The 23955-nt window shown below is 61.6% G+C and carries 16 protein-coding genes; 6 read left to right on the top strand and 10 right to left on the bottom strand.

Features of this window, described 5'->3' with window-relative positions; genetic code table 11:
• Nucleotides 1-219: 219 nt before the first annotated feature.
• Nucleotides 220-1932: a hypothetical protein gene (locus tag BV106_RS05715; RefSeq protein WP_265595371.1), complete on the top strand. Its 1713-nt coding sequence runs from the start codon at nucleotides 220-222 to the stop codon at nucleotides 1930-1932.
• Between the two features lie 38 nt (nucleotides 1933-1970).
• A complete protein-coding gene (locus tag BV106_RS05710) occupies nucleotides 1971-3875 on the top strand; it encodes a hypothetical protein (protein ID WP_265595370.1) in 1905 nt (634 codons plus the stop codon).
• Nucleotides 3876-4299: 424 nt separating this feature from the next.
• Here the strand turns inward: BV106_RS05710 and BV106_RS05705 are convergent, their stop codons facing one another.
• Nucleotides 4300-6663: a hypothetical protein gene (locus BV106_RS05705; RefSeq protein WP_038161819.1), complete on the bottom strand. Its 2364-nt coding sequence runs from the start codon at nucleotides 6661-6663 to the stop codon at nucleotides 4300-4302.
• 54 nt (nucleotides 6664-6717) lie between these two features.
• A complete protein-coding gene (locus tag BV106_RS05700) occupies nucleotides 6718-8004 on the bottom strand; it encodes an adenylate/guanylate cyclase domain-containing protein (RefSeq protein WP_051945185.1) in 1287 nt (428 codons plus the stop codon).
• Between the two features lie 112 nt (nucleotides 8005-8116).
• Between BV106_RS05700 and BV106_RS05695 the strand changes: the two genes are divergently transcribed.
• Nucleotides 8117-8800, top strand: a complete 684-nt coding sequence (locus BV106_RS05695) for a DNA-3-methyladenine glycosylase (protein ID WP_051945182.1) — start codon at nucleotides 8117-8119, stop codon at nucleotides 8798-8800.
• 29 nt (nucleotides 8801-8829) lie between these two features.
• On the opposite strand, the gene BV106_RS05690 is transcribed toward BV106_RS05695, so the two are convergent.
• Complete coding sequence (locus tag BV106_RS05690; RefSeq protein ID WP_038161816.1) at nucleotides 8830-9039, bottom strand: hypothetical protein; 210 nt, start codon at nucleotides 9037-9039, stop codon at nucleotides 8830-8832.
• Nucleotides 9040-9263: 224 nt separating this feature from the next.
• Nucleotides 9264-9386: a hypothetical protein gene (locus tag BV106_RS05685; protein ID WP_265595369.1), complete on the bottom strand. Its 123-nt coding sequence runs from the start codon at nucleotides 9384-9386 to the stop codon at nucleotides 9264-9266.
• Nucleotides 9387-9643: 257 nt separating this feature from the next.
• On the opposite strand from BV106_RS05685, the gene BV106_RS05680 reads away from it, so the two are divergent.
• Nucleotides 9644-11875 (top strand): excinuclease ABC subunit UvrB, encoded by a 2232-nt coding sequence (locus BV106_RS05680; RefSeq protein ID WP_265595368.1) that lies wholly within the window; start codon nucleotides 9644-9646, stop codon nucleotides 11873-11875.
• Between the two features lie 262 nt (nucleotides 11876-12137).
• Here BV106_RS05680 and BV106_RS05675 read toward each other — a convergent pair whose 3' ends face one another.
• The 5 genes from BV106_RS05675 to BV106_RS05655 all read right to left on the bottom strand — a co-directional run bounded on the left by BV106_RS05675 (nucleotide 12138) and on the right by BV106_RS05655 (nucleotide 20970).
• Nucleotides 12138-13124, bottom strand: coding sequence for a hypothetical protein (locus BV106_RS05675; protein ID WP_038161809.1), 987 nt, complete (start codon nucleotides 13122-13124; stop codon nucleotides 12138-12140).
• Nucleotides 13125-13283: 159 nt separating this feature from the next.
• On the bottom strand, nucleotides 13284-15263 hold the full coding sequence (gene tkt, locus BV106_RS05670) for a transketolase (protein ID WP_038161806.1): 1980 nt from the start codon (nucleotides 15261-15263) through the stop codon (nucleotides 13284-13286).
• Nucleotides 15264-15381: 118 nt separating this feature from the next.
• Nucleotides 15382-17490 carry an HAD-IIB family hydrolase gene (locus BV106_RS05665; RefSeq protein ID WP_051945179.1) on the bottom strand — a complete coding sequence of 703 codons (2109 nt, stop codon included), beginning with the start codon at nucleotides 17488-17490 and terminating at the stop codon, nucleotides 15382-15384.
• 15 nt (nucleotides 17491-17505) lie between these two features.
• Nucleotides 17506-18876, bottom strand: coding sequence for a glycosyltransferase (locus BV106_RS05660; protein WP_051945203.1), 1371 nt, complete (start codon nucleotides 18874-18876; stop codon nucleotides 17506-17508).
• A 573-nt stretch (nucleotides 18877-19449) separates the two neighbouring features.
• Nucleotides 19450-20970, bottom strand: coding sequence for an FAD-dependent oxidoreductase (locus BV106_RS05655; protein ID WP_265595367.1), 1521 nt, complete (start codon nucleotides 20968-20970; stop codon nucleotides 19450-19452).
• Nucleotides 20971-21119: 149 nt separating this feature from the next.
• Between BV106_RS05655 and BV106_RS05650 the strand changes: the two genes are divergently transcribed.
• Nucleotides 21120-21521, top strand: a complete 402-nt coding sequence (locus BV106_RS05650; protein WP_038161800.1) for a BlaI/MecI/CopY family transcriptional regulator — start codon at nucleotides 21120-21122, stop codon at nucleotides 21519-21521.
• A gap of 44 nt (nucleotides 21522-21565) precedes the next feature.
• The gene (locus BV106_RS05645) at nucleotides 21566-22918 is read left to right on the top strand and encodes a M56 family metallopeptidase (protein ID WP_038161798.1); all 1353 of its coding nucleotides are present in this window, start codon (nucleotides 21566-21568) and stop codon (nucleotides 22916-22918) included.
• Between the two features lie 19 nt (nucleotides 22919-22937).
• On the opposite strand, the gene BV106_RS05640 is transcribed toward BV106_RS05645, so the two are convergent.
• Nucleotides 22938-23955: hypothetical protein (locus BV106_RS05640; RefSeq protein WP_051945176.1), on the bottom strand; the 1018-nt coding region annotated here is incomplete at its 5' end.

Here is a 23955-nt window from a genome sequence, read left to right as displayed (position 1 = left end):
GGTGAAGAGCCTGCGGGATGGGTCACTAAATCTTTTACCTGGCTGAGCAGGGATCTTGTGGAAGAAGGAACCGATGGAAAAGCTCCGCCCCTGCCTATCGCAGCGCTGCCAAAAGACAGCGCAACGAAAGAAGATTGGGCTCGTTCAGTCAGAGCATCTACTGCCACCATCACACGATCGCTGACGAAATACCTCGGGCCGTTCCCAGAGGGCACGGTCATGCTCTATGATCCGGCCTCCGAGACTCTGGCCATCCGCACCACCTCTCAAAAAATGGAGATGTTGAACGCGTTGGCAGGCCACTTAAAGCAGCAGCACCCCTGGCAACCCGTCTTCAATGTGCATGTGGTGGAGGCAGAAGTGAGCTTCGTGCGCGAGATCTTGCGAGAGACCGCAGCCACCCCTTTTCACGACGCCGCTTGGGCGAAGCTGGAGACCCTTGTGGAGAAGAAGGAGGCAAACATTCTCGGGCAGTTGCGCTTGCCGACACGGTCGGGGCAGCGCGTCACGGCCACGTCAGGGACGGAGATCACCGTCCCGTCATCAGCAATTCTGAATGCGAATAACGAGGCGAGAATCGTGCCCAAGGATGAAGTAATCGGACTGCAGATGGATGTTGAACCCGTCCTTGCTCCAGACGGAAGCTTTATGGACGTCAACTATGCCCTTTCATGGCACATCAACGCTCCTAAGCGACGCATGGAACGGGTGTCCTTCGCCGACTCATCCCCCGGCTTCGGCTTACCGATGATGGACACCCGAGTTGCATCAACTAACACTTCCATCTCGATCGTTCCAGGGCATCCAAGATTGATAGGCGTCTGGGAGGGCGCGCCAGAGCGTCCAGGAAGATGTCAATGCGCTTTCTTAAACAGTGAGAAGATGCCGGGGCATTCCCGCCTCAACGACGCCCTGTCCCAGCTGCTGAGCGAGCACGCTAGTCCGCCGCCACCCGGCGCGCCCACCGGATCTTATCGCATGCCGGACGACATCAAACTGGCCATCCACCGGGTACCGAAAAGTTTCCTGCAACTTGACGCTCAAGGAGTGGATCCCTTTGCCAGCTCCAGCAACAGATCGGCTGAGGCGAAAGCCGCTCAGCATCCCGACGCTTTTGCTGCACAACGCATTCTGACGGCACAAGGCATCCAATTCCCACCTGGCTCCTTTGCCTTTTATCACCCAAGCACCTCGTTCTTGATTGTCGCCAACCGCCAGCCCAACCTGGATATGGTCGAGGCCTTTGTAAGTGGGCACAGTTGCCGCTATTTCATAACTCTCAATTTCGACCTCACGATTGTCGAGGGCGAAGCCTCCGTGATGAGAGAGTTCGCCAGGGAAGCCGGTCAGAGCGCGGATCATTCCACCATCTGGAAGAAGATGGCCGCACTACCTTCGGTGAAGTGGCTCGAATCCGCCCGGCTGGAAACGAGGAGCGGACAGCGGGCGAGCTTCGAGGCAGGCATGATCAGGCAAAGCGTGACATCACTCAAATCTGGCGCTTCAAAGCCCTCTGAGAAACAAGGTCCATCTGCACCTCTCACCCAGGAGAAGCCCGGGAAGGACGCCTCTACCGCAAGTGAGGATGGACGCACCTTGGAGTACACGTCGCTCCCGACCGGCCTGCGTTGGAAGGTCGATCCCGTCATGGGCCCTGCCGGGGACACTTCGGAGGTCAACGTCGCGTTCACCTATCACTATGCCCCGTCGACAACCGTTCAGGAAGCTGCCGTCCCAGTCCTTCCGGTGCCGCACCTGCAACATCACGCGGCAAGGATCGAATTGTCCACTTTTATGGCGCATGGCACCACCCGCTGGCTGGCGACCTGGAAACCTACGGGCAGCCCTGAACATGAGGGAAGGGACGTTTTGCAAGCTGCATTTCTTACCTTGAACCTCCTGGGTTTAGAGCCCTACCCCGAAGCACCATGAGACTGTCCGCCTTCATCAAGTCTAGCGCCAGCTTCCTGTTGTTGATCTCCGCCTTGGAGGCATCAGGTGCCAAGCCGCCGGTTGAAGACCCCTGGGTAACAGAAACGGTGCGAGGGCAGTTTCGCCCACCCGGCGAGCAAGTTTCCGGTCCAGCTGCAGACCCATTTGCCCCGGAGTATATCCCGCCTCCCTCTCCGCCGCGGCTGCCTGTAACGACGGATTCCTCGGAAAAATGGGAGGAATCCATCAAGAAATGCACCCAATGGAATGCTGCAGCCCTTGAGGAATTAGGTGTCACACTTCCTCCGGGCACGTTGTTTCTTTGGGACGCCAGCACCTCATCGCTCGCTATCCATACTCAAAGCAGCGTCATGCCGCAGATCAGAAAGCTGGCCAGACGTTCTCTAACGAGTGCACCTGAAACTATCTCCGTTCATGCCACCGTGCTGGAGGGAAGACAGAATGCGTTGCTGCCGATCCTTGAGGAAACCTACACCTCTTCAGACCACAGGGCCGTGTCCAACCGCCTGAAGGGGTTGGTGGCCGAAGGCAAAGTTCGGGCCGTGAATGAATTTCAACTGGAGACCCGGGCTGGTCAACGGGTAACGGCAAAGAGCGGAGCGGGGACTCAGGAAACGCTTTCGGGCCAGTGGAACGCCACAAGATTACAGCAACACATCACAGAAGAATATCTCTCCGGATTCGATCTTGAGCTGGAGGCAAGCGAGGGCACGATTCCGGAGCAGATGGAGGTGTCCTTTGTTCTGAAGCAGGCCAACACACTACCCACCCGGCGTCGAGAAAAGCTGGCGGGCTCCGGTGACAAGACGATCGAGGTGCCACTGGCGGACCAGCACAACAGTCATTTGGAATGCACAACCCAACTGGTCCCCGGCACCCCTCGAATTGTGGCAGCGTGGACTCCCCAGTATGAAGGGCGGCCCGCGAACCAGGACTCAATTCACCTCCTCATGGTAGAGGCAAATCTTCTACCTGTGCTCGCACCTGAAACTCCTCGATTGAAAGAGATACTTGCCCAGCACGCGGAACGGCTCAAGAGCCGGGCAGTTAAAACCGCGGCGGTTTCTGTCGAAAAGTCCGCCGCCAATCCCCTGCCACCAGGAATGGAATCCCGGTCCATCAAGGTACCCGCCGCGTTTCTGGCTGAGCACCCCGAAGATCTGATCAAGAAAGCAGAAATCCCCTTACCAGAGGGATCCGAGTGTGTCTTTCACAGTGCATCCCGCACCCTTCAAGTCGTGAATACTCCAGAGAATTTGGATGCCATCCAGGCTCTGGCGGACTTGCCGAGATTCCGAGGCCGTCCCGTGCTCCGGCACACCGTGCACATCCTCCACGGCGATGGCCCTACACTGCGCCAGTGGTCAAAGGAAATGACGAACACAGCGGACCCGGCTTCCAAATGGCAGGAGATCCTGAAGCTGGCCTCAGCACACCCCGAACAGGTGAAGCTGCTGGAGCTGGTGCGCACGGAAACTCAATCGGAGAAGCGGATTTCTGTCTTCAACGCCACCGAGCACATGCTGATTGCCCCTCCTGGAAAACCAAGCGACAAGGAGGCTGAGGAGGATACCGTAAAAGAGATTCAGGAGCCTGCACCATCATTCGAGATTCAGTACTGCCATGTAGGGCTGGTGGTTCAAGCAGACAGCATCGCCAATGCCGACGGGCGGATTATCGAATGCAACCTCGCACTGGAATACGACTACGCTCCACCAACATTGGTGCCTGAAGGGCCGTCCGCGAATCAGGAGCAGTATCATCGTGCGAAAGTTGCTACGCCGCTGGTCATGCAGAGTGGCGTTCCTCAAATCGTTGGTGAATGGGTGCCCCTGCACCTTCCGGAAAGCGCGGGCAAGGACCTGCTCCAGATCGCGGTGTTGCGCGTAGATCCGATATGGATTCCTGAATCTGAGGAGTGATCTTTTGAAGCACGGCTGTCTCCCGCTTTTGCCTGCCGACGAGACCCCCTCTCCATCCTCATACCTCCGCCAGCCGGCAAAGGAGGCGGGGTCTCCGGCCCCGCTCAGTCGGACGGCGACTGAGGTGGCGCACGTGTTGAGCGGCAAGTAGCCGTGGGGTTTCGGGCAGATCCACCCCTCCGCTCACCCGCGGGGCTGGAACCCCCGCCTCCTTTATCCTCGCTGCTCCAGTGTCCGGGCTCTAGGTCATCACAAGAGGTGCCAAAGCGGTGTCGAGCCACACGCACTACGAAGACGCTTCGCGAGGCTGGCAGCGCTGGAGCCATTGGCGGGTTGTCATCCGTGGGACGCCCCACGTTGCCCGAAGCTCTTTGTGCCTTGGTGTGAGGATGGAAGTTTCTTGGCCCGAGCAGCCCGCGTCCCATCAATCCTTGATCACCACACCATGTGCCTGCCAGAGTGTGAGATTGGCATCATCCGCACCGCGTTTGGCCAGCTCCTTCAGCACTTGGGCGGGCAGGTCGGGATTGCCCGACAGGGCCCGGTCTGCGGCTCCTTCTGGGAGCTTGAGAAGGTATTGGCGCAGTTCTTCCGCCTCAGGCGAGTCTAAGGCGAGCCGGGGGTTTTTGGCCACTTCTTCCAGCGAGTACTTGTCGCCCTCCAGCGAGCGGGCGTGTTTCAACAAGGCCTTGACCGGAGTCTGAGCGTGCATACGGGCGCAGGATTTCAGGTAATCACTTTCGGTTTCCAGAAAAGCAGCCAGTACGGGACCTATGTCACTCCCAGGTTTGGCGGCGGCTTGTTTCCATTTCTCAAAACCGGGTGCGAGTTCCACGTCGGCGCTGTCGATCACGGCACGTTCGAGGATGACATCCAGAGGCATGTTGCGGCGCGGCTCCATGCGCCAGAGACGCGGATAGACCTTGGCGATGATGCGCACGGCCTCCTCCGGAAGGCGGGGATGCTCAAGGAGATCGTGAACGTTGCTGGAATGCTCAAGATACTTCTCGGAGCTGGTGTTCCAGGAATCCGCCGGTGCCGCCGCCAGTCGACGGGCTTCCTGAACCAACACGGCAGGAGCAACAGAAAGGTTATCCAGCGCAAAGCGCCGCACATATTCGTCCGCATCCTTGCTCAAGAGCTCCAGCGTGGCAGCATCCCGGGAGGCCATGGCCAGGGCGCGCCGCACATCTGCCGAAGGGTCCTTTGCGAACTGGGGCTGCTGTTCCTGCAAGTACGGGAACAGTTCACCACGAGGTGCCTTGCCCAGAGCGGCCACGCGGACGGCGGGACGCTCATCTGCGAGGTCTTTCTTCCAATCGCCCGCGTTCATGGCGACGCTTGGATCCGATGAAACAACCTCATCACCTTCATGCTGCACAGCCCAGGCGACCAGCTCCTCCTCCTTCGCATTGCGAAGCTCCTTCACCCAGGCGGCGGTGACCGGAAGGTAACGCACGGCCCGGAGGCGCACGCGTTTCTCCGGGTCGTGCAACAGGCGGCGGCGCTGATCATCCGTCAGAGCGGGATGGGAGGCACAGGCCCGGCGGACACTGGTTTCAGGATCCGCCACCAGCCCTTCCAGGAGGGCTGCGGCATGACGGCTCGCCGCCACCTGCTGGCGGACGCTCGCCTCCTGATCGGCCGCCAGGGCGGCGGCCTCCTTTGCCGGCAGTTCGGGATGATGAACCACCACACGACGCACCTCGTGGGCGGGATCGGCGGCCAGACGCACCACCCACTCCTGCGGCAGGCGCGAATGTCCCGCCGCAGCGGTCCTTTCGCTTACGTCTTTGGCCGCGGCATGATCTGCCACCACGCCTGCATCCGTCGTGGGATCCAGCCGCCAGTCCTGGTGCTTCAGGACCGGGGTGATGAAAGGGGACCTGCCGGTGTCACAGACCGCGGCTATTTCCTCGATTCCCGCGGGCAGGCTTCCAGTGATCTTGAGCTTCTTGGCGGCGGCAGTCTCCAGGGGAGTTCCCTCTTCGTCGAGCCACTGGACCTTGCCTTTCTGCATCTCCCGGCGGTACTGGTCGCCCTCTTCATCCTGCCAGCGCACGAGGGATTCGTGCAGGACCTTCTCTGCCGTTCCCTTGCCGGTGGCGGAGTCCGCGTTGTAAAGGTACTCCACCTTCGGATCATCGGGGTGCATGGTGGAGCGGTCCGTGATGATGTAGGCCCGGCTCTCAAAGACGGGTCCCCAAACTTCGAAGGACCAGTCGTTATAGTCCGCATGCACGAGGCCGCTGCAGCGCAGTGAACCCAGCACCACCAGCAACTGGCGGCTGAGGATGTGATGCGCCAGCACGTCTCCGGTCACCACCAGGCTGGAGGAGTCATCCAGATCACTGAGCACGCCCCGGACTATCAGGTTGCCCCGAACCACCAGGTTGAGGTTGTTCCTGAAACCACTGTCCACGATGAGATCCCCCTCGTGCACGTACCAGTCCCCCTCAAAGCTGTCTGCCAGATGCGATGCATCCCCGCGGCCCCCGGGGAACGTCTTGAGCAGGGCCTGCCGGGCCTCAGGAGGGAACGGCTGGAAACGCGCGGCGAGATCACGGGTCTGGACGGGAGCAGGCATGGAGATGCTGGGGGAGGCGGCGGTCGCTTCCGCGGCGGGCTGAGCTGCCGCTGAGTGGGGATGCAGCAGGGCATCCACCACCAACACCCCCACGGCACACGCGCACGCCCGGGCCAGAACGGTCTTGAGGACGGGACGAAACACCGGGCCAGGGTGGAGCACCCCGTGGTCGGGCTTGTAGGTGGGAAGCGGACAGAACATGGTTTACCCCCTTTATGTCAAAACCCGCCGAAGTTGTGACAGGCGGACTGGTGCCTAAACCGGGGCAAACACCCGGACGCTGGCATGGCGGCCCTTCACGGTCGTCTCAGTGATCTCCTTGAACTTCAGCTCCGTACCGGCGCGATCCCGGGTATCGCTGGAGAGCAGGATATCTTCGTCATGCTTCTTGGTGAGCTGCTCAATGCGGGCAGCCAGGTTCACGGTGTCGCCGATGGCGGTGTACTCCCGCCGGTGCGGGGCCCCGATGCTGCCGATCACGGCCATGCCGGTGTGCAAGCCCACACCCATGCGCAGCTGCGGTTCTCCTTTGGCGGCACGGCGGAGGTTGATCTCCACCAGCGCAGTTTTCATGGCCAGGGCGCAGCGCACGGCCCGCTCGGCATGGTTGGGGGTGGTCAGGGGTGCCCCAAAGTAGGCCATCATCCCATCGCCGATGTACTTGTCGAGCGTGCCCCCGTGCTCAAAGACAAGGTGCACCATGTGCTCGAAGTACTGATTGAGCAGCTTCACGATCTCTTGGGTATCCAGCCGCTCGGACAAGGTGGTGAAGTCCCGCAGATCACTGAAAAGCACGGTGACCTCACACCACTGGCCGTCGCTGAGGCCTGAAGTGCCTTTTTCGATCTCGATGGCCACTTGGGGAGAGAAGTAGCGGCCCAGCCGCTCCCGCCGCACCTGCTCCTGATAGAGCGCCTCGATGGCGGCCAGACGGTTGCGCCGGGCAAAGTCACACATGGCGGCGGCAACAAGAATGACCACCGCGCCTCCGATGGTTCCGAAAAGGCTCTCTCCCGCCGCACGATGCAGGACGAACTGGAGGACGGTGGCCAGCACGCCAGCCAGATAGATCTGCCAGCGTTCCAAGGAGCTGGCCGCCAGCATGATGAGAGAGACAAAGATGCCGATGGTGAAATTCCCCGCGATACGCGGATCCGCCGGCATGGTGGCGATGAGGTTCCACTGGCAGAAGAACACCATGGGCATGTCCAGGAAGGGCACCGCCAGGCTGCCCAGCCTGCCAATGCGGGGCGAGAGGATGGTGCCCACCAGCAGCACCAGGACAATGGCCCAATAGGCCAGCAGAATGGAGAACGTGGAGGCGCGCCCCTCCACCAGCCACTCGATGCCATGAAGCCAGAGCTCCAGCGCCAGGAAGCCCGTCACCGCCACGAGGCGGTACCAGTGAAACGAGCGCGCGTTCTTGAGTTGCTCCTGGCGGAGCACCCGCAGATATGCCCCTCCCTCAATCGGCCCTACGCCGGTATCGGTGGCAGCGCTGCTGGGCTCAGCCGCTCGCATCGTGCTCAGTTCGTCAGCCATGGTAGGGTGTTGCAGTGCCGGTTCCCATCGTTTTCATTCCGTAGTGGCCGCCCCCGTGGACGATGACACCCCAGAATCGTCGCTACCGGCGATTCTTCCATCAAACAAAAGCATGATGCTGAAGCAAGACTTCTTCCAGAGGGATGTGCTGACGGTCGCCCGTGACCTCATCGGCGTGGAGCTCGTGTGGCATGGATGCAGTGGCGTCATTGTGGAGACGGAAGCGTATGCGGAGGCCGGTGATGCCGCCAGTCATACCGCCACCCGACCCAGTGCCCGTGAGTTCATCCGCCTGATGTCGCCGGGTACAGCCTACGTGTACTTCAACTACGGCATGTACTGGCTCTTCAATCTGCTGGTGAAGGGGGGCCCGCAGAACGGAATGATCCTGATCCGGGCCCTGGAGCCCCGCACCGGCATCCCACTGATGCAGCAGCGCCGTGGCCGCGAGAACTTGCGCGACTTGTGCTCAGGCCCAGGCAAGCTGGCCATGGCCATGGGCATCACGGGAGAGGCCCATGGCACGCCCTTGGTCGGCCCGCACCAGCCAGCGGGGGTGGGCCTGCGCCGTCCCGCTGTGCCACTGGCCCCAGGGCAGGTGGTGGCCGAGGACATCCGGGTCGGCATCAGCCAGGCGGTGGACTTCCAATGGCGCTTTGTAGCGGCAGGGCATGCCCATCTCAGCGTGCCGCACGGGCGGGTGAAGGTGCCTGACATGCGCCAGCCCCACGGCAAGACGAGCCCAGGCCGGAAAAAGAAACCGCCGTCCCGGAAACGAACCCGGAACGGCGGATGAAGAGACAACGTGAAGCGTTGTCGGAAGAATTACTTCTTCTTGGCAGGCTTGGCCGCTTCGGCGGAGCAACAGGCGTCAGCCTTCTTGCCCTTGGCCTTGTCCTTGCTGTCGCAGCACTCTTTCTGGGCAGCAGGAGACTTCTTGGAATCACAGCAGGCGCCGTGATCTTTTTTCAGGGAGGCGCAGGAGGCGAGGCTCAGCGTGGCGACAGCGGCGGCAAGGGAAAGAATACGGATCATGATGACGTGGTTGTTGGATGAACGGTTGGTTGGTTGGGTTGGCGTTTTTATTTAGTCCTGGGTCTCAGGCGGGGTTTTTAACAAAGCTGTTAAGATCCCTCTCATGAGACGTTTCAGGTACCGCCCTTATTCCAGCGTCTGGACACATTTTGTCCAGAACCTTGAAACAAAAAGGCGCGCTGGGTTGCCCCTGCGCGCCTGATCAAAGTGCAATACAAGCTGGATTACTTGCCGCTGTGCACGCCCGTGTCCACAGGAGCGGGAGCAGGAGCTTGCTTCTTGGAAGCGCAGGAAGCCAGGGTCAGAGCGGCGGTAGCCAGCACGAGGGCGACGAGAGTGGATTTCATAATGATATTGTTGGGGTCGATGGTGGTACTGTTTTTGCGGTGATAGCTTTCACCACGCACCGCGCGGCGATATAACGTGAACTATTGCTTTTGCCAACTAGAAAGCAAGATCGCTGTGGGGACAGGAGGTCGCAGCTTCCATGGGGGCAACATCAACCCTTCGCGATTGCCGGGCGGCACGGTTGTCTTTTTCGCGGCAGAGAAGTGTTACTTTTCGCAGGATTTGCATCCTGCCTCCAGCTGTGATAGGTGTTCAGGTGAGCAGCCCGTTTCAACTCAACTCGCACTACTCGCCCGAAGGTGACCAGGGCCAGGCCATCGCCAAGCTGGTGAAATCCGTCCGCGCTGGCAACCGGCACCAGACCCTGCTGGGCGTGACCGGATCGGGCAAGACCTTCACGATGGCGAACATCATCGCGCAGATCGGCAAACCGGCATTGATCATGTCGCACAACAAGACGCTGGCGGCGCAGCTGTACTCGGAGTTCAAGAACTTCTTCCCCAACAACGCCGTCGAGTACTTCGTCAGCTACTTCGACTACTATCAGCCCGAGGCTTACATCGCGCGCTCAGACACCTACATTGAGAAGGACTCCAGCATCAATGAGGAGATCGAGCGCATGCGCCTCTCCACGATGGGGGCCCTGCTCACGCGGAAGGACGTCATTGTCGTGGCCAGCGTGTCCTGCATCTACGGCTTGGGCTCGCCCGAGGACTATGAAGGCATGATGCTGCCCGTGAAGGTGGGCGATGTGATCACTCGCGAGACCTTCCTCACCCGTCTGGTGGACATGCTCTATGAGCGCAATGACATCGCCTTCAGCCGCGGCAAGTTTCGGGCACGTGGCGATGTCATCGAAGTCTTTCCCGCCTACCTGGAAGACGAGGCCATGCGTGTGGAGTTCTTCGGGGATGAGATCGACCGCATAAGCGTCTTCAATCCGCTCACCGGCACCGCCACGGGCCAGCTGCCGGGTTATACCTTTTACCCGGCCAAGCAGTTCGTCACCCCGGCGGACAAGCTGCGGCGCGCCATCAAGGCCATCCGCGAGGAGCTGGAGGCGCGCATCGCGGAGTTCGAGCAGCAGGGCAAGCTGCTCGAGGCGCAGCGCCTGCGCATGCGCACGGAGTACGACATTGAGATGATGCAGGAGATGGGCTTCTGCCAGGGCATCGAGAACTACAGCCGCCACCTGGCCTCCCGCGAACCCGGCAGCACCCCGGGCACACTGCTGGACTTCTTCCGCAATGATTTCATGCTCTTCCTGGATGAAAGCCACGTCACCGTGCCGCAGATCGGCGGCATGTACGAGGGCGACCGCTCCCGCAAGACGGTGCTGGTGGAGCACGGCTTCCGCCTGCCCAGTGCCATGGACAACCGGCCGCTGAAGTTCCCGGAGTTCATGAAGAAGATGCAACAGATCGTGTACGTGAGCGCCACGCCCGCCACGTTCGAGATCGAAAACAGCATCGTGGGCAACACCGGATACATCCCGCACAAGCGCGAGCGCATCGGCGAGGACGAGGGCGTGCCTGCGATGGTTCCGGGTTCGAGGGCAAAACCCATCGCCCGCATCTCCGGCAGTGCTGAGTCGCTGGAGAAATTCGACGTCAACGCGAAGGGCCGTCATCTCATCGTGGAGCAGATCATCCGCCCCACCGGACTGCTGGATCCCATCGTCACCATGCGCCCGCTCAAGGGTCAGATCGATGAGACCATCGAGCTCTGCCGCCAGCGCATCGAGAAGAAGGAGCGCGTCCTGGTGACCACCCTGACCAAGCGTACCGCCGAGGACCTCACCGACTACCTGCGCAACCTGGACCTGAAGGTTCGATACCTGCACAGCGAGATCGACGCCATCGAGCGCGTGGAGATCCTCCGCGCCCTGCGCGCCGGGGAGTTCGACATCCTGGTGGGCATCAACCTCCTGCGGGAGGGCCTGGACCTTCCCGAGGTGAGCCTCGTGTGCATCCTGGATGCGGACAAGGAAGGCTTCCTGCGCAGCGAGACCTCCCTGCTGCAGACGGCCGGTCGCGCCGCCCGCCACGTGAACGGGGAGGTGGTGCTCTTTGCCGACCAGATCACGCAGAGCATCCAGGCCCTCATCAACATCAGCGCCTACCGCCGCGAAAGGCAGGAAGATCACAACGAGAAGCACGGCATCACCCCGCAGACCGTGCAACGCGCCGTGCAGGAAAGCCTGCACACCTACCAGGCCGCCCGGGATGTGGAAGAAAGCGTGGTGCGCGATGAAGCCGGCGGCTATGCCGTGACGGAGGTGATTCGTGAACTGGAGTCGGAGATGGCGGAGGCGGCGGTGAAGATGGAGTACGAACGCGCCGCCCTGCTGCGTGACCAGATCCGCGAGCTCAAGAAGCAGGCGGGCATTGAAGACACCGGCATGATGCCCGCGCAGAAGAAGGTGAAGTATGGGGTGAAGAAGGGCAAGGGAGGGTCAAGGGAGAAGGGGAAAAGGGGGAGCCGGTAAGTCAGTGGGCAGTGCGTCGGTACGTCAAGGTGTTGGGGGTGCAGAGGCGTAGACTGGCGTACATTGGTCTGCGGATGTTTGATGGGGGGCGGAGACGTCAGGTTCGAGGAAGCTTATTGCCTTACAGGTAGGCTTGGGAAATGCGGCCCTGACCGCATAAATGCGGAACTCCAACCCTCTCCGTTCCCGATGGCGGGGTTGGAGTACCAACTTCAGTCGGCGGCAGCTCTCATCCGGCTTTGATAAAACAACCTGCGCTGATCTACTTTTGCCCAAAAGCGTGCCTGGCCCATGCGATCTTTTGGGCATCCTTCTGATTGGTGACGTGAGCCAGCAGTTTCTGTTTCAGCTTCGCGGGCAGCACGGCCAGCCTTGTGGTCGGCCAGCCAACCAGGTATCTGGCCGCGCCTTCGAGCTGGGCTGTTGTGAAATCGTCCCGCTGTCCAACGGTCACGAAATCCGCGTCGCCGTACTCCTCCAGCATCAACCTGGGGGCTGACGCGTAGTTGGAGTTCGAGGGCCAGCGGTCGTCCTGAGCATACCAGGCAAAGAGAGCCAGAATACGGTCCTCTGCCTTGGGAAACTGCTTTGCCAGAAGTACCTGCAGCTTCTTCAGATCTCTCTTCTCGCCTTCCGCTTGCCAGGCCGTCCAAACTGGCCGGATTGACTCTGGCATGGCGGACAGCCACCGGGCTTCTCTGTCTGAGTAATACTTCTCCTCCTTCGCCAACACTTCATAGCTACTATCCGAAAGAGGCACGCGGCCCGCTTTGAGCAGCGCGTTGAAGTACTCGGGTGAAGCCGTCAGCCCAACGGAGGAAAGCCGCTCCTGGTCACGATAGACGTCGACCCTTACACACTCGAAGCAGATCACGAGATCATAATGATGCTCCCTCGTGGTGACGCGAAGGGCGTGTCTGGGCGAAAAGCAGAAGGCCAGACGATCAAAACCCTCGGCAACCCCTTTTTTTACCAATCGAAACGCCGTCGCGGTTTGCTCCCAGGTCAGTGTGGTGTCACCCAGGACCCGTTCGTTGTGCAAACGCTCATGCTGCGGCAGCATCTCTCCCGCAGGTTCTAGGGAATACAGTTTCGCCGTCTTCGCCGCCTCGAAAGCCGCCACTACCTCGGCGGGAAGCGAATCCGGGATCTTGATGTCTTGCGCATTTGCCGGGCACGAAAACACGAGCCCCAGACAGAGCCATCCGCTGAGCTGAAGGCAATGCCTCACGATAGCTGACACATTCATAGGGCGGAGGGGTCGGGAGATGGAGATGCGCTTGCGCTCATCTCATCAGTTTTTCTCCATGAAATCAAGCGTCGCAGCGGGATCCAACCTTCCCCCAACAAAAAACCGGGCAACCCTTTCGGATTGCCCGGTTCTCAAATGATCTGCGGTCTGCTCAGCTTACTGCGCAGCGGCCACAACGCTGTCGGCGGTGATGCCGAGTTCCTTCATGACGACATTGCCAGGGGCGCTGAGGCCGAAGCGGTCGATGGCGATGATCTTGCCTTCGGTGCCGACGTACTTCCACCAGAGGGCGGAAACACCGGCCTCGATGGCGACGCGCTTGGTGACTGCGGGAGGCAGCACTTCATCGCGGTAGGCCTGGGTCTGGCGGTCGAAGCGCTCGAAGCAGGGAAGGCTGACGACGCGGACGCCTTCGCCAAGCTGCTTGGCGGCATCCACGGCATGCTGCACTTCGGAGCCGGTGGCGAGGAGGATGGTCTTGAGCGCGCCGGTTTCCTTCACGAGCACATAGCCACCCTTGAGGGTGCCTTCGCGACGGACGGAGGCAGGGGTGCCGCCCTGGTTGGGCAGGTCCTGACGGGAGAGGGCCAGAAGCGTCGGGCCATCGTTGCGGCTGTAGGCAGCGGCAAAAGCAGCGGCGCACTCTTCGCTGTCGCCCGGGCGGATGACATCGAGGTTCGGGATCACGCGCAGACCGCTGACGGTTTCCACCGGCTGGTGGGTCGGGCCGTCTTCACCCACTCCCACGGAGTCATGTGTGAAGATATAAGCCACAGGGAGCTTGGACAGGGAGGCCAGACGGATGCTGGGGCGGCAGTAGTCGGCGAACACCAAGAAGGTGGCACCGCTGATGCGGAAGAGGCCGTCATAAGCCACGCCGTTGCAGATGGCGCCCATGGCGTGCTCACGAATGCCGAACCAGATGTTCCGGCCGGTCGGGTTCGCGGCGGAGTAATCGCCACCGTCCTTGATGTAATTCTTGGTGGAACCGAAGAGGTCGGCGCTGCCGGTGATGACATTCGGAACGGCCTTGGCGATGTGGTTCAAGATCTCACCACCGCTGTTGCGGGTGGCGGCCTTGCTCTCAGCGGGATACTCGGGGATGAGCTTCAGCAACTCCTCAGCGGAATGCTCGTAGTTCACGCTGTTGTCCAGCTCGCCCTTAAGCGCCGGGTTGGCGGCCGCCCAGGCGTCAAAGGTCTTGGTCCACTCGGCGTGTGCGGCACCACGCTGGGCCTTGAGGTCGGCGAAGTAAGCCTTCACCTCGTCGCTCACGAAGAAGTGCTGGTCGGCAGGAAGGCCGAGAGCCAGACGGGCGGCGTCGATGAACTTGGCGCCGCCTTCACCGTGGGCCTTGGCCGTGCCGGCCACTTCCGGGATGCCCTTGCCGATGAGGGTCTTGGCAATGATGATCTTGGGCTTGCCGTTGTTCGTGGCCTTGGCCGTCTCCACGGCGCTCTTGATGGCGTCGAGATCGTGACCGTCGATGGTCACGGCGTCCCAGCCGAGGGCTTCGAAAAGCTTCTGGGTGTCTTCGCTCTGGGTCACCTTCGCCATGGCGTCGAGCGTGACGTCGTTGGAGTCGAAAATGAGGATCAGGTTGTCCAGGCCGTTGTGGGCGGCGAAGGCCACCGCTTCACGGGCCACGCCTTCCTGAAGGCAGCCGTCGCCGGCGAGAGCGATGATGTGGTTGTCAAAAATGGTGTGCTCCGCGGTGTTGTACTTCGCGGCGGCCATCTTGCCGCTCAGCGCGAAACCGACGGCGTTGCCCACGCCCTGGCCGAGGGGGCCGGTGGTGCACTCCACGCCCACGGTCTCAAAGGACTCTGGGTGACCCGGGGTGTGGCTGCGCAGCGCGCGGAACTTGCTCAACTCCTCAACGGAAAGGTCATAGCCGGAAAGGGCCAGCCAGGAATAGATGAACATGGAGCCGTGACCGGCGGAGAGGATGAAGCGGTCGCGGTTGAGCCACTTGGGGCTGGCAGGATCGCACTGCAGGGTCTCGCCGAAAAGCACGGCTCCTACTTCCGCGGCGCCAAGAGGCAGACCCAGGTGACCGGAGTTGCACTTGTGGACGGCGTCCATGGCAAGGCCACGGGCTTCATTGGCGGCTTTCGAGAGGATGGCTTTGTTCATCGTGTTTTCTGCGGAGCAATAAATTCTGCAAAGGCGCGCTACATAGCTTTCACGGGGCGGGATGCAAGGGCGAATGCAGGGCCGGGACGGCCGCTCCGGCGGACTTGTGAACAATCGGTCAAAAATGTGACTGAATTTCCAGTTCCTCGCAGGCGAGCAGGAATTCGCTAGCCGACCAGGCCTGCTTGATCTTGCCCATGGGGTTGCCCGTGCGGGCGTGCGCCCACTCGTTGAACTCCCAATCCCCCAGCACGCCGCGCTGGTTCAGCCGGGCGAGTTTGAGCAGCTCCTGCCGCGCCAGGACGCGCAACCCGAGCCGGTTCACAAAGCGCACCCAAGCCGCGCCGATGTACGGCCAGATGCCGCCGTTGTGATAATGCCCGGGGAGGTTGAGCAGGTTCACCGTGTAGTACGGTCGCCAGTCGGGATCGCCCGGCTGGACCACCGGGTACAGATTGGCCACAGGGAAGGGGTCATTCACCCCCACCCCCCACATGAAGCGAAAGGCGTGGCGGGCCCGGTCCAGATCCATGACGTTGAAGAGGAACGCGAGGATGTTGCCGTAAACGTCACAGCGCCAGTTGAAGGCAAACGGGGTGACCTGGGCCAGCAGGTAGCTGGTGTCGCCCAGGCTGTACTGCATGTCCGCGAAGCTGCGCGGCGAGGCCTCAGGCACCGGGGCGGTGCTGGGCCAGAACCGCTGCATGATCACGGCCTTGATCGTCTGGGAACGGCGCACGTAGTCGCCAGCGCGACCAGAGACGCCCAGCATCTCCAGCAGGCGGCCAAAGGCGATGTTCGCCCGGTACCAGAGCACCTCGTCCAGCAGCACGTTGTACGAGCGACCGAAGAGATCCGTCCAGTCGCCTGCTTCCGGGATCTCCAGGAGTCCGTCGTTGTTCGAGTCATGCGCCGCCAGCCAGTCCATGGCTTTCTGCAGGGTGCCGACCCACTTGCGCGCAAACGGGAGATCCTTGCTGGTGCGGACATGCTCATACGCGGCGATGACGACCCACAGGCCGCTGTCGATGGCACAGATGCCGCCCACACCAGAGTAGTCAGGCAGTCCGGTGTCGATGTTGACGTTGGCCGGGATCTGACCATTGGGCGAGACATTGGAGAGCAGGGTCTCCAGAGTGCGCACCCGGCACTCCGCCACCTCGGCGTCCTCCAGGCTCATGCAGCCGATCACGGTGATGGCCCCGTCCCGGCCCCAGACGCTGCGGTAGTTCGCATCCGTGCCGCGCACTTCATTCTCCGCCAGCGAGCAGGCGGAAAAGCCCATGGGGGTGATGTTCTTCTTGAGTGCCTCCACGGCCTTCTGGTAGGCCGTCTTCAAGAACTCCACCTCCTCCGGCTTCAGTTCATCGGTGGGGGCCTGCTGGAGCAGTTGCTGGATCTCTGGAGTGAATCGCGTGTGGCTGGGATCCTCCGGGGTGGGAGCCGGAAGGACCTGGATGAGGCCGAAGTGCTTCATGCCCAGCAGCACGCCATCTGCGCAAATGGCATGGGCCATGTACGGCCGGGTGGTCAGCACGGCCTCCAGCAGCTCGGGCTGGGCGTTTTCCACCACAATGCCGCGCACGTCTTCCAGGTGGAACATGGCGGCGTCATTTCCTGTATCCCCGGCCACCAGGGTCTCGGCCGTGGAGATGCCCAGGTGATTGAGCAACCAGTCCAGGGAGTTGCCCTTGTCCGCCAGCATGGGCAACACGTCGAGGTCCCGATCACTGGAGTACACCACCGTGGCCTGGAGCCCGGCCGTCTCCAGCGCGGCACGCAGGCCGTCGATGACCTCGGCGGAGGCATGGTGGAGGTACCAGCTTGATTTAAAAGGGGACTGGAAGTGCGCTGGCTGCGGCACGGCATGGGTGGTCTGCGTGACCACCTCCACCGCCTTCGCCCGGTTCCACCCGCCGCTCATGATTTCCGAGAACTCCTGCACCACCTCCTGCGTCTCGCGGCGGTAGATGAGGGTGCCGACCCCGCAGATGAGGTAGTCGGGCGGCGGCAGGTCCGTGCGGCGGAGCTGGCGCAGACTGTCCGCCAGCATGCGCCCCGTGTTGTACACCAGCACGGGGCGGGTGTCTTCCGGCAGAGCCAGCCAGGCCCGCTGAAAATTCAGGGTGGCGTCGGGCTTGCCCAGCAGGGTGCCGTCGAGATCGAAACAGGCGAGCCGGATGGGCAGGACGGGACTGGCAGGGGAGGTTTCAGTAGCGTCAGGCATGCAGAAGGTTCAAGGTCAAACAAACGAAGGCGTGGTGCCCGCCGGCACGAAGGAAGGGTGGGGGTCCAGAAGGGATTCCGGTGAAAGGCGGTCCTCCAGCTCACGCAGCACCTGCTGGGCGATGCCCGTCCACGTGAAGAGGCTGCGAGCCCGCTGGCTGCCCAGGCGGCCCAGACGCTCCCGCAGGCGGTCGTACTTCGTGGCCTGAAGCAGGGCGATGCCGAACTCCTCCTTGTCCAGGGTGTCGGCATAGATGGCATGCACGCCAAAGTCCAACGCGCGATAGAGCCCGCCATGGGTGGTGACCACGGTGGGTGTGCCGCAGGCCAGGGCCTCCACCGCCGTCATGCCAAACGGTTCATAGCGGCTGGAGAGCGCAAACACGTCCGCCGCACGGTAGCGGTCGGCCAGCTCCTCATCGGACACGGAATCAGAAAGCACAATGCGGTCCCGGTAGGGGCTCTGCGAAATAAGCCCGCGCATCTCCTCCAGCAGCGGACTGTTTCCGGGGTCTGAGGAAACTTGCCCAACCGCGAGATGCAGCCAGACATCGTCCTTGCGGGCGGCCGCCACTTCAAAGGCCGGGATAAGGAGATCAAAGCCCTTGTTCCGCGCCAGGCGGCCCAGCGAGAAGATGACCTTCCCCTGGTAACCGAAGGACTCACGTAGCGCCTGACGGCTCGCGATGCTCACCGGGAAGAAGCGGGTGTCGTCGTACCCTGGTGGGATCATGCGAATGACGTCCGCAGGCAGGTTGTAGTCAGAGCGCAGGAGGTCGAACTGCTGCGGAGAGGTGGCCACGACCAGATCACAGGCCCGGTAGAGCGCCTGCTCCTCGCGAATGCGCACGGGGAAGTTGTATTTCTTGTCGAGATCGGCCACCTCCTCTGGAGCATCGGCCTTCATCTGGCTGCGCTTCCACGCGCCCAGTGAGTGAGGCGTGTGCACATGCGGAATGCCGAGCGCCTCTGCCATTCTTTGTGAAGCCACGCCGGCGTCCCAGTAGTGGCTGTTGATGAACTGATAAGAGTAATCATGCCGGTCAATGTAGCGCAGCGCATGCTCCACCCACTCTGGCAGCTTGTTCACCAGCGTTTCTTTGGGAATGAAATCTTTCCCTCCGCAGGGCATCCGCAGAATGGTCACATTCTCATCTACCACCTCACGTTCAGGCTGTTCCTCGAACCTGCGCGTCCAGATATCCACCTTGAAACCCAGTTGGGCCAGCTTGCGGGAGAGCTCCAGCACATACACCACCTGACCTCCAGTATCGGGTGCGCCCAGCGGCGGATTGGCAGCGACATAACCGTGGGTGGAAACCATGGCGATCCTCGGGCGAAGCCTCCGGCGCCGGGCGGACGGGGTCTTGGGGGTAAGTGTTTCCATTTCCATGCTCATGGGGTACGGCCACCCCGTCCCCCGCACCATAGGCAAGGGCTTTAGAACCGCCTAAACGATCCTATCTCTTGTAGCCAAGCAAGCAGGGGGCGCGCTGGCACAGAGGATCGGATACGGTGGGACGGGTGGATGTATCCGAGCTGGATTTCTCCAGCACTGCAAGCCCCTAAGATTTCCCATTCAAATCAACGCGTCCAACGCAATTGTGATTTCCTATAACCCTTTGCCAACTGGCGGATCCCGCTTCAAGGACGCCTTGCCACTCTGCTTTCCTCAACACTCCATTTGTCCGACACAGGGCTCCCGAAAGCGGCGATTCTCGCCGCACTCCCAAAATCCCGACAAGTCGGGATCAGGTGTTGACGGTCTTCAGGCAAAAGAGGTGCCATACAGCTTGCCACATCATCGTTCCCGGCAGGATGCCAGGAACAGCACGCAAGATGCGTGCGCTCCCCAAGCTTCTCATCACGTCCAACCCCTGAGCGCGCAGCGCTTTTGGGACTGCGGTGAGAATCACCGCTTTGGCACCCCTTGTGATATCCTATAACCCTTAGCCCCCCATCAGAGCCCACAATCCTCCAGTCGTGCGATGTCGCAGCATGACTGCACTACACCTCCTTCTGCAACCCCTCCAGCACCGCCTTGACTTCGCTCCAGGCCACCTCGTGCGGAGGACGCTTGGTTCTGGCCGCCACTGCCGCCGTGGCACCGGCGGCTTCGCCCATGGCCACCGAGTTCCCCGTGGACGCGATAGCTCGCGTGGGCGGTGAAATCCCCGCTGATGCAGCGTCCCGCCATGAGGAGTCCGTCCACATCCTTCGCAATCAGGGCGCGCAAAGGGATGTCGTAGGGGTGAAACTTGAAGTCTGCATGGATGATGGCCTTTTTGTCATTGGCTTCCTTGTCATGGGCGTGGATGTCCACACCGAACGTGGCCCGCGTCACGGCATCCTCATGCCGCACACCCGTGGCCAGGTCATCTCGATTCACGGTATAACGTCCATGAATCCTGCGCCCATCGCGCACGCCGATCTGCTCCGGCGTGGCCACGATCTGCATGCCCTCCCAGGGCCCACCGAGCTTCCGCAGGCCCCGCACCACATTGAATACTTCCGCGCGGGCCCGGATGGTCGCCTCCGTGATGGCAGGCGCGTCAAAAGCCTTGATGCCATATTCATGGTTGATCATCACCATCACGAGGTTGTCCCGCACCTGGAACAACGTGGGCATGCCGTAGGAGGGTTTGAACCCGGCCCGGATGATCTCATTCTTGAAGCCCTCTGTGGCCTGGTGGTGCCAGTCCCACATGCCCTTGCGGTTCTCCGGCGTGACTTGGTAGAAGGAAATATAGTTCTTGAGCGCCTCCGCATCCTTCACCACGGCCAGGGTGTTCAGCGTCATGGGCTGGCAGGGACATTCCGCACCGCCTTGGCCGATGTCCCAGCCACAGCGGGCCATGGCACCGAGGTCGCCATCTCCCGTGGCATCGATGAAGACCGGGGCGCGCCAGGCCTGGCGGCCGGACTTCGACTCGGTGATTACCGTGGTGAGCTTGCGACCATCGCGATAAGCAGCGGCGAGGCGGGTGTGCAGGTGGATCTTCACGCCTGCCTCCACGCACATCTCTTCCAGCAGGACCTTCATCTCTTCCGGCTCATACACAAACTGGTCCGGCAGCTTGCTGCGACGCGCATCCCGCTCGTCCAGACGGCGGATGATCTCCTTGGCGATGCCGGGTTTGTTGAAGTCGAAGATGTAGGTCAGCAGCCCCGCCGTCCACACCCCGCCCAGGCAACCGTGAATCTCGATGAGGCGGGTCTTCGCCCCCGCCCGCGCCGCGGCCAATGCAGCAGCGATCCCGGCAGGCCCAGCCCCGCAGACGATGACATCCACATCCTCACCCAGTGGCAGATCCTGAGCAGGCTCCGCAAAGACGCCCACCTTCGGCTGCGCCACCTCTGGGGTGGACGCCGCTCCGAGCCAGGGAGCCGAGGCCAGCGTAGCCGCCCCGGTCAGAGCGGAGCGCAGAAAGGTGCGGCGGCCATTTTCAGGGTGGTGAGGGGAAGAGGTGGATTCGGACATGGCAAAAGCAGTGAGAAGGGCGAACGTTTGTTTGTTCTCTAGAGTCCCCGATGCCGCCATGTTGGACAAATCGGTGCGATCGAGCACGCTGCTAAATTTTTAGCATTTAGCACTCGACAGCTGCACCTGACGAGTGCTAAAAAATTAGCATGAAGCGGAAATTGCATGAACTCAGCCGACGCGAGCGGCAAATCATGGAACTCATATTGGTCAAAGGCTCCGCCTCTGCAGCCGAAGTGGAGGCAGGGATTCCCGATGCACCAAGCTACTCCGCCATCCGCGCCCTGCTGCGCATTCTAGAGGAGAAGGGCCATCTCAAGCATCGGGAGGAAGGGGGGCGTTATGTGTACGAACCGATCGAGGCCCCGCAGACGGCAAGTAGGTCGGCCCTCCAACAAGTGGTGAAGACATTCTTCGGCGGCTCGTTGGCCGATGCGGTTGCCGCGTTCGTCGATGACAAGGACGGCGACCTCTCCAGCGATGAGTTAAAACGGCTGGAGGACATCATCAAAAAAGCCGGGAAGCCGGGCTCTGAGCCCCGGGCGTCTTGAGATCAACATCCTTTCACATCGGACTCACATTCCAAAACAGCGCCATGAATGCCATCACCCTCCTCATGATTGACCTTGGGCTGCGCAGCAGTGCCATTCTGATTGTCGTCTTTGCTTTGCTCGCTGTCTTTCGCCGTGCCTCCGCAGGCGCTCGCAGTGCCGCATGGCGCGTGGGATTCCTGCTGCTGTCCCTGCTGCCCCTGACTTATTACTTCGAACCCCCGTGGCGTCTGACCGTGGCTGAAATGGCTCCGCCTCCGTCTCGAGAGCGGTCGATCTTCAACGCACCGGCGGAGCTGGACCCGGCGAACAGCATCTATGGCGGGCGTTCCATGATGGAGTCCCTGGAAGAAACCAGCCCGGGAGTCACGTGGATCGTCATCTGGATGGCCGGTGCCGGGGTCTTGCTGATGCGCCGTTTCATCTCCGGCCGGCAGTTGAGGAAGCTGGCGGGGCAAACCATGCATCTCACGCCGAAGTCACGGCAAGGACGCTTGTGCAAGCACCTGGCCACCTCACTGGGCATCTCACGTCGTGTCCGCCTGCGCCAGGGTCCCACCCTGGCCGTGCCCGTCACCTGGGGCATTCGCAGACCCGTGATTGCGCTGCCGACGGCCTCGTCCGACTGGGATGAGGTTCAGCTTGAGGCCGCCCTGCTGCACGAACTGGGGCACATCCGAAACCGCGATGCCTCTTCCCGTCTCCTCGCCACAGCGGTGCAAGCACTCTACTGGCCCAATCCTCTGGTATGGATCGCCGCCAGGGCCTGGCGGACCGCCCAGGAACAGGCCTGTGATGATCACGTCCTCCTCAAAGGCACGCCGGCCGACACTTATGCCCACCAACTGGTGGAAGCCGCACGCAGTCTGGCCGTGGCACGTCAGCGCCTGGGCACGGCGCTGGCCATGGCACTCCCTTCCACTCTGGAGCAACGCATCACTGCCATCCTAAATCCCCGGGTGAACCACCAGCCCGTGAGCCGCGGCACCTGGTTCAAGATCTCCACAGCGGGAGTTCTGTGCCTGACGCTCCTGACCATGGTGCAGATTCGCGGACTTGCGGCACCCGCGGAAGACTCCAGCAAAGGCAATCCCACAGAAATACAAGATCTGGCTGAACGCACGGTGCTCCCCGAGCTGAAACTCCGCATGGCCTCCCTGGAGGAAGCGGTCGCCGCCATACGCCTCAAGATCGTTGAGGCATCACCGGAGAAGAGGCCTCTCAAGATAACGGTGAGGCACCTGTCCGTGCACGACAGGCAAGCCAAGATGTCGGTCGATTTCATACAAATCCCCCTGCATGAAGCACTGAACTACATCGCCCAACTGGCAGGGGTAAAATTCAGCTACGTGGACAACGAGGTGCTGATTGAAGGGAACGAACCTGCCAGCGATTGACGGCATTCTCGCCCGCGGTTCATGGTGACAACTCATCCACCGGGAACGAGTTGAACAGCACACACCAGTTCCACAGGGGATACGGTTGTCCGGCACGCGTCCCATACTCCCGATCCCCGAAGGCATAGACCGCCTTCTCGGGATCGGAATCCCGCAGGTTGCCGTAGGAAAACGCGCGGTAGGCCACCAGCGTCTGCCCTTCCTGAAAAGGCACCTGGTTGCGAAGTTCGCGATTCTCAATCCGGATCACGATCTTCCCATCCTCCTCCCGCAGATCCCGGATGGGTGCCCGGGTGGCGGCAGCAGCCGGGGCCTGGTTCGCGATGTAACAAGTGCCTTCGTCCAACTTCAAAGAGATCGATGAGCCCTCCCGTGCCACCACCAGCTCCGCGATGGCAGGCTGCCCTTCCACGACCGGCATCAACCGCACGGCCGTGATGCGGCCGACCGCTCCAAGATAGGGGACACCGTAGCTGATCTTGATCTGGTCGCCCGGAGGCAACGGAACCGCCAACTTGAGCCGGACTTGCGCAGCGGATGACAATTGCACGGCCTCAAGTGCGATGACCGCCCCTGATTGGTTGCGAAGCTGGAAGCCAGCCAGTGAGCCATACGTGCCCGGTTTTCCAGCAGTCGATTGCTGGCGCGGCAGAAACGCCTCCTCCAGCACCAGAGGCGGACGCGGCACGATGAAGTCCACCAACACGGAGGAGCGTCCCGCCTCCAGTACGGCCCGCCAGGGGCGCAGCGGCTGCCAGTCTTCCTTCTCAATCAAGACACGGCGCACCACCTTGGCCACCTGCTCGCCGTACCAGCGCTCTCCGTCTGCCGCGAGGTGGATGCCCTCCCCATGACGCCCCGCATAGCGGCTGTTGATGGCACTGGGCACCATGTAATGCGGCCCCACCATGTACAGGTGCGGATCCAGGTCGGCGGCCATCAACTGGGCCTGCCCAGCGGCCCCCAGCGTCTGATAGGTAAACGAGAGGGATCTCCCCGGCCTGACCGGTGATGGCGCGGAGATCGTCCGACCATTG

Source organism: Verrucomicrobium sp. BvORR106, assembly GCF_000739655.1.
GTDB lineage: Bacteria > Verrucomicrobiota > Verrucomicrobiia > Verrucomicrobiales > Verrucomicrobiaceae > Verrucomicrobium.
The sequence above is the reverse complement of the archived record's forward strand: the minus strand, read 5'-3'. Positions and strand labels throughout refer to the sequence as shown.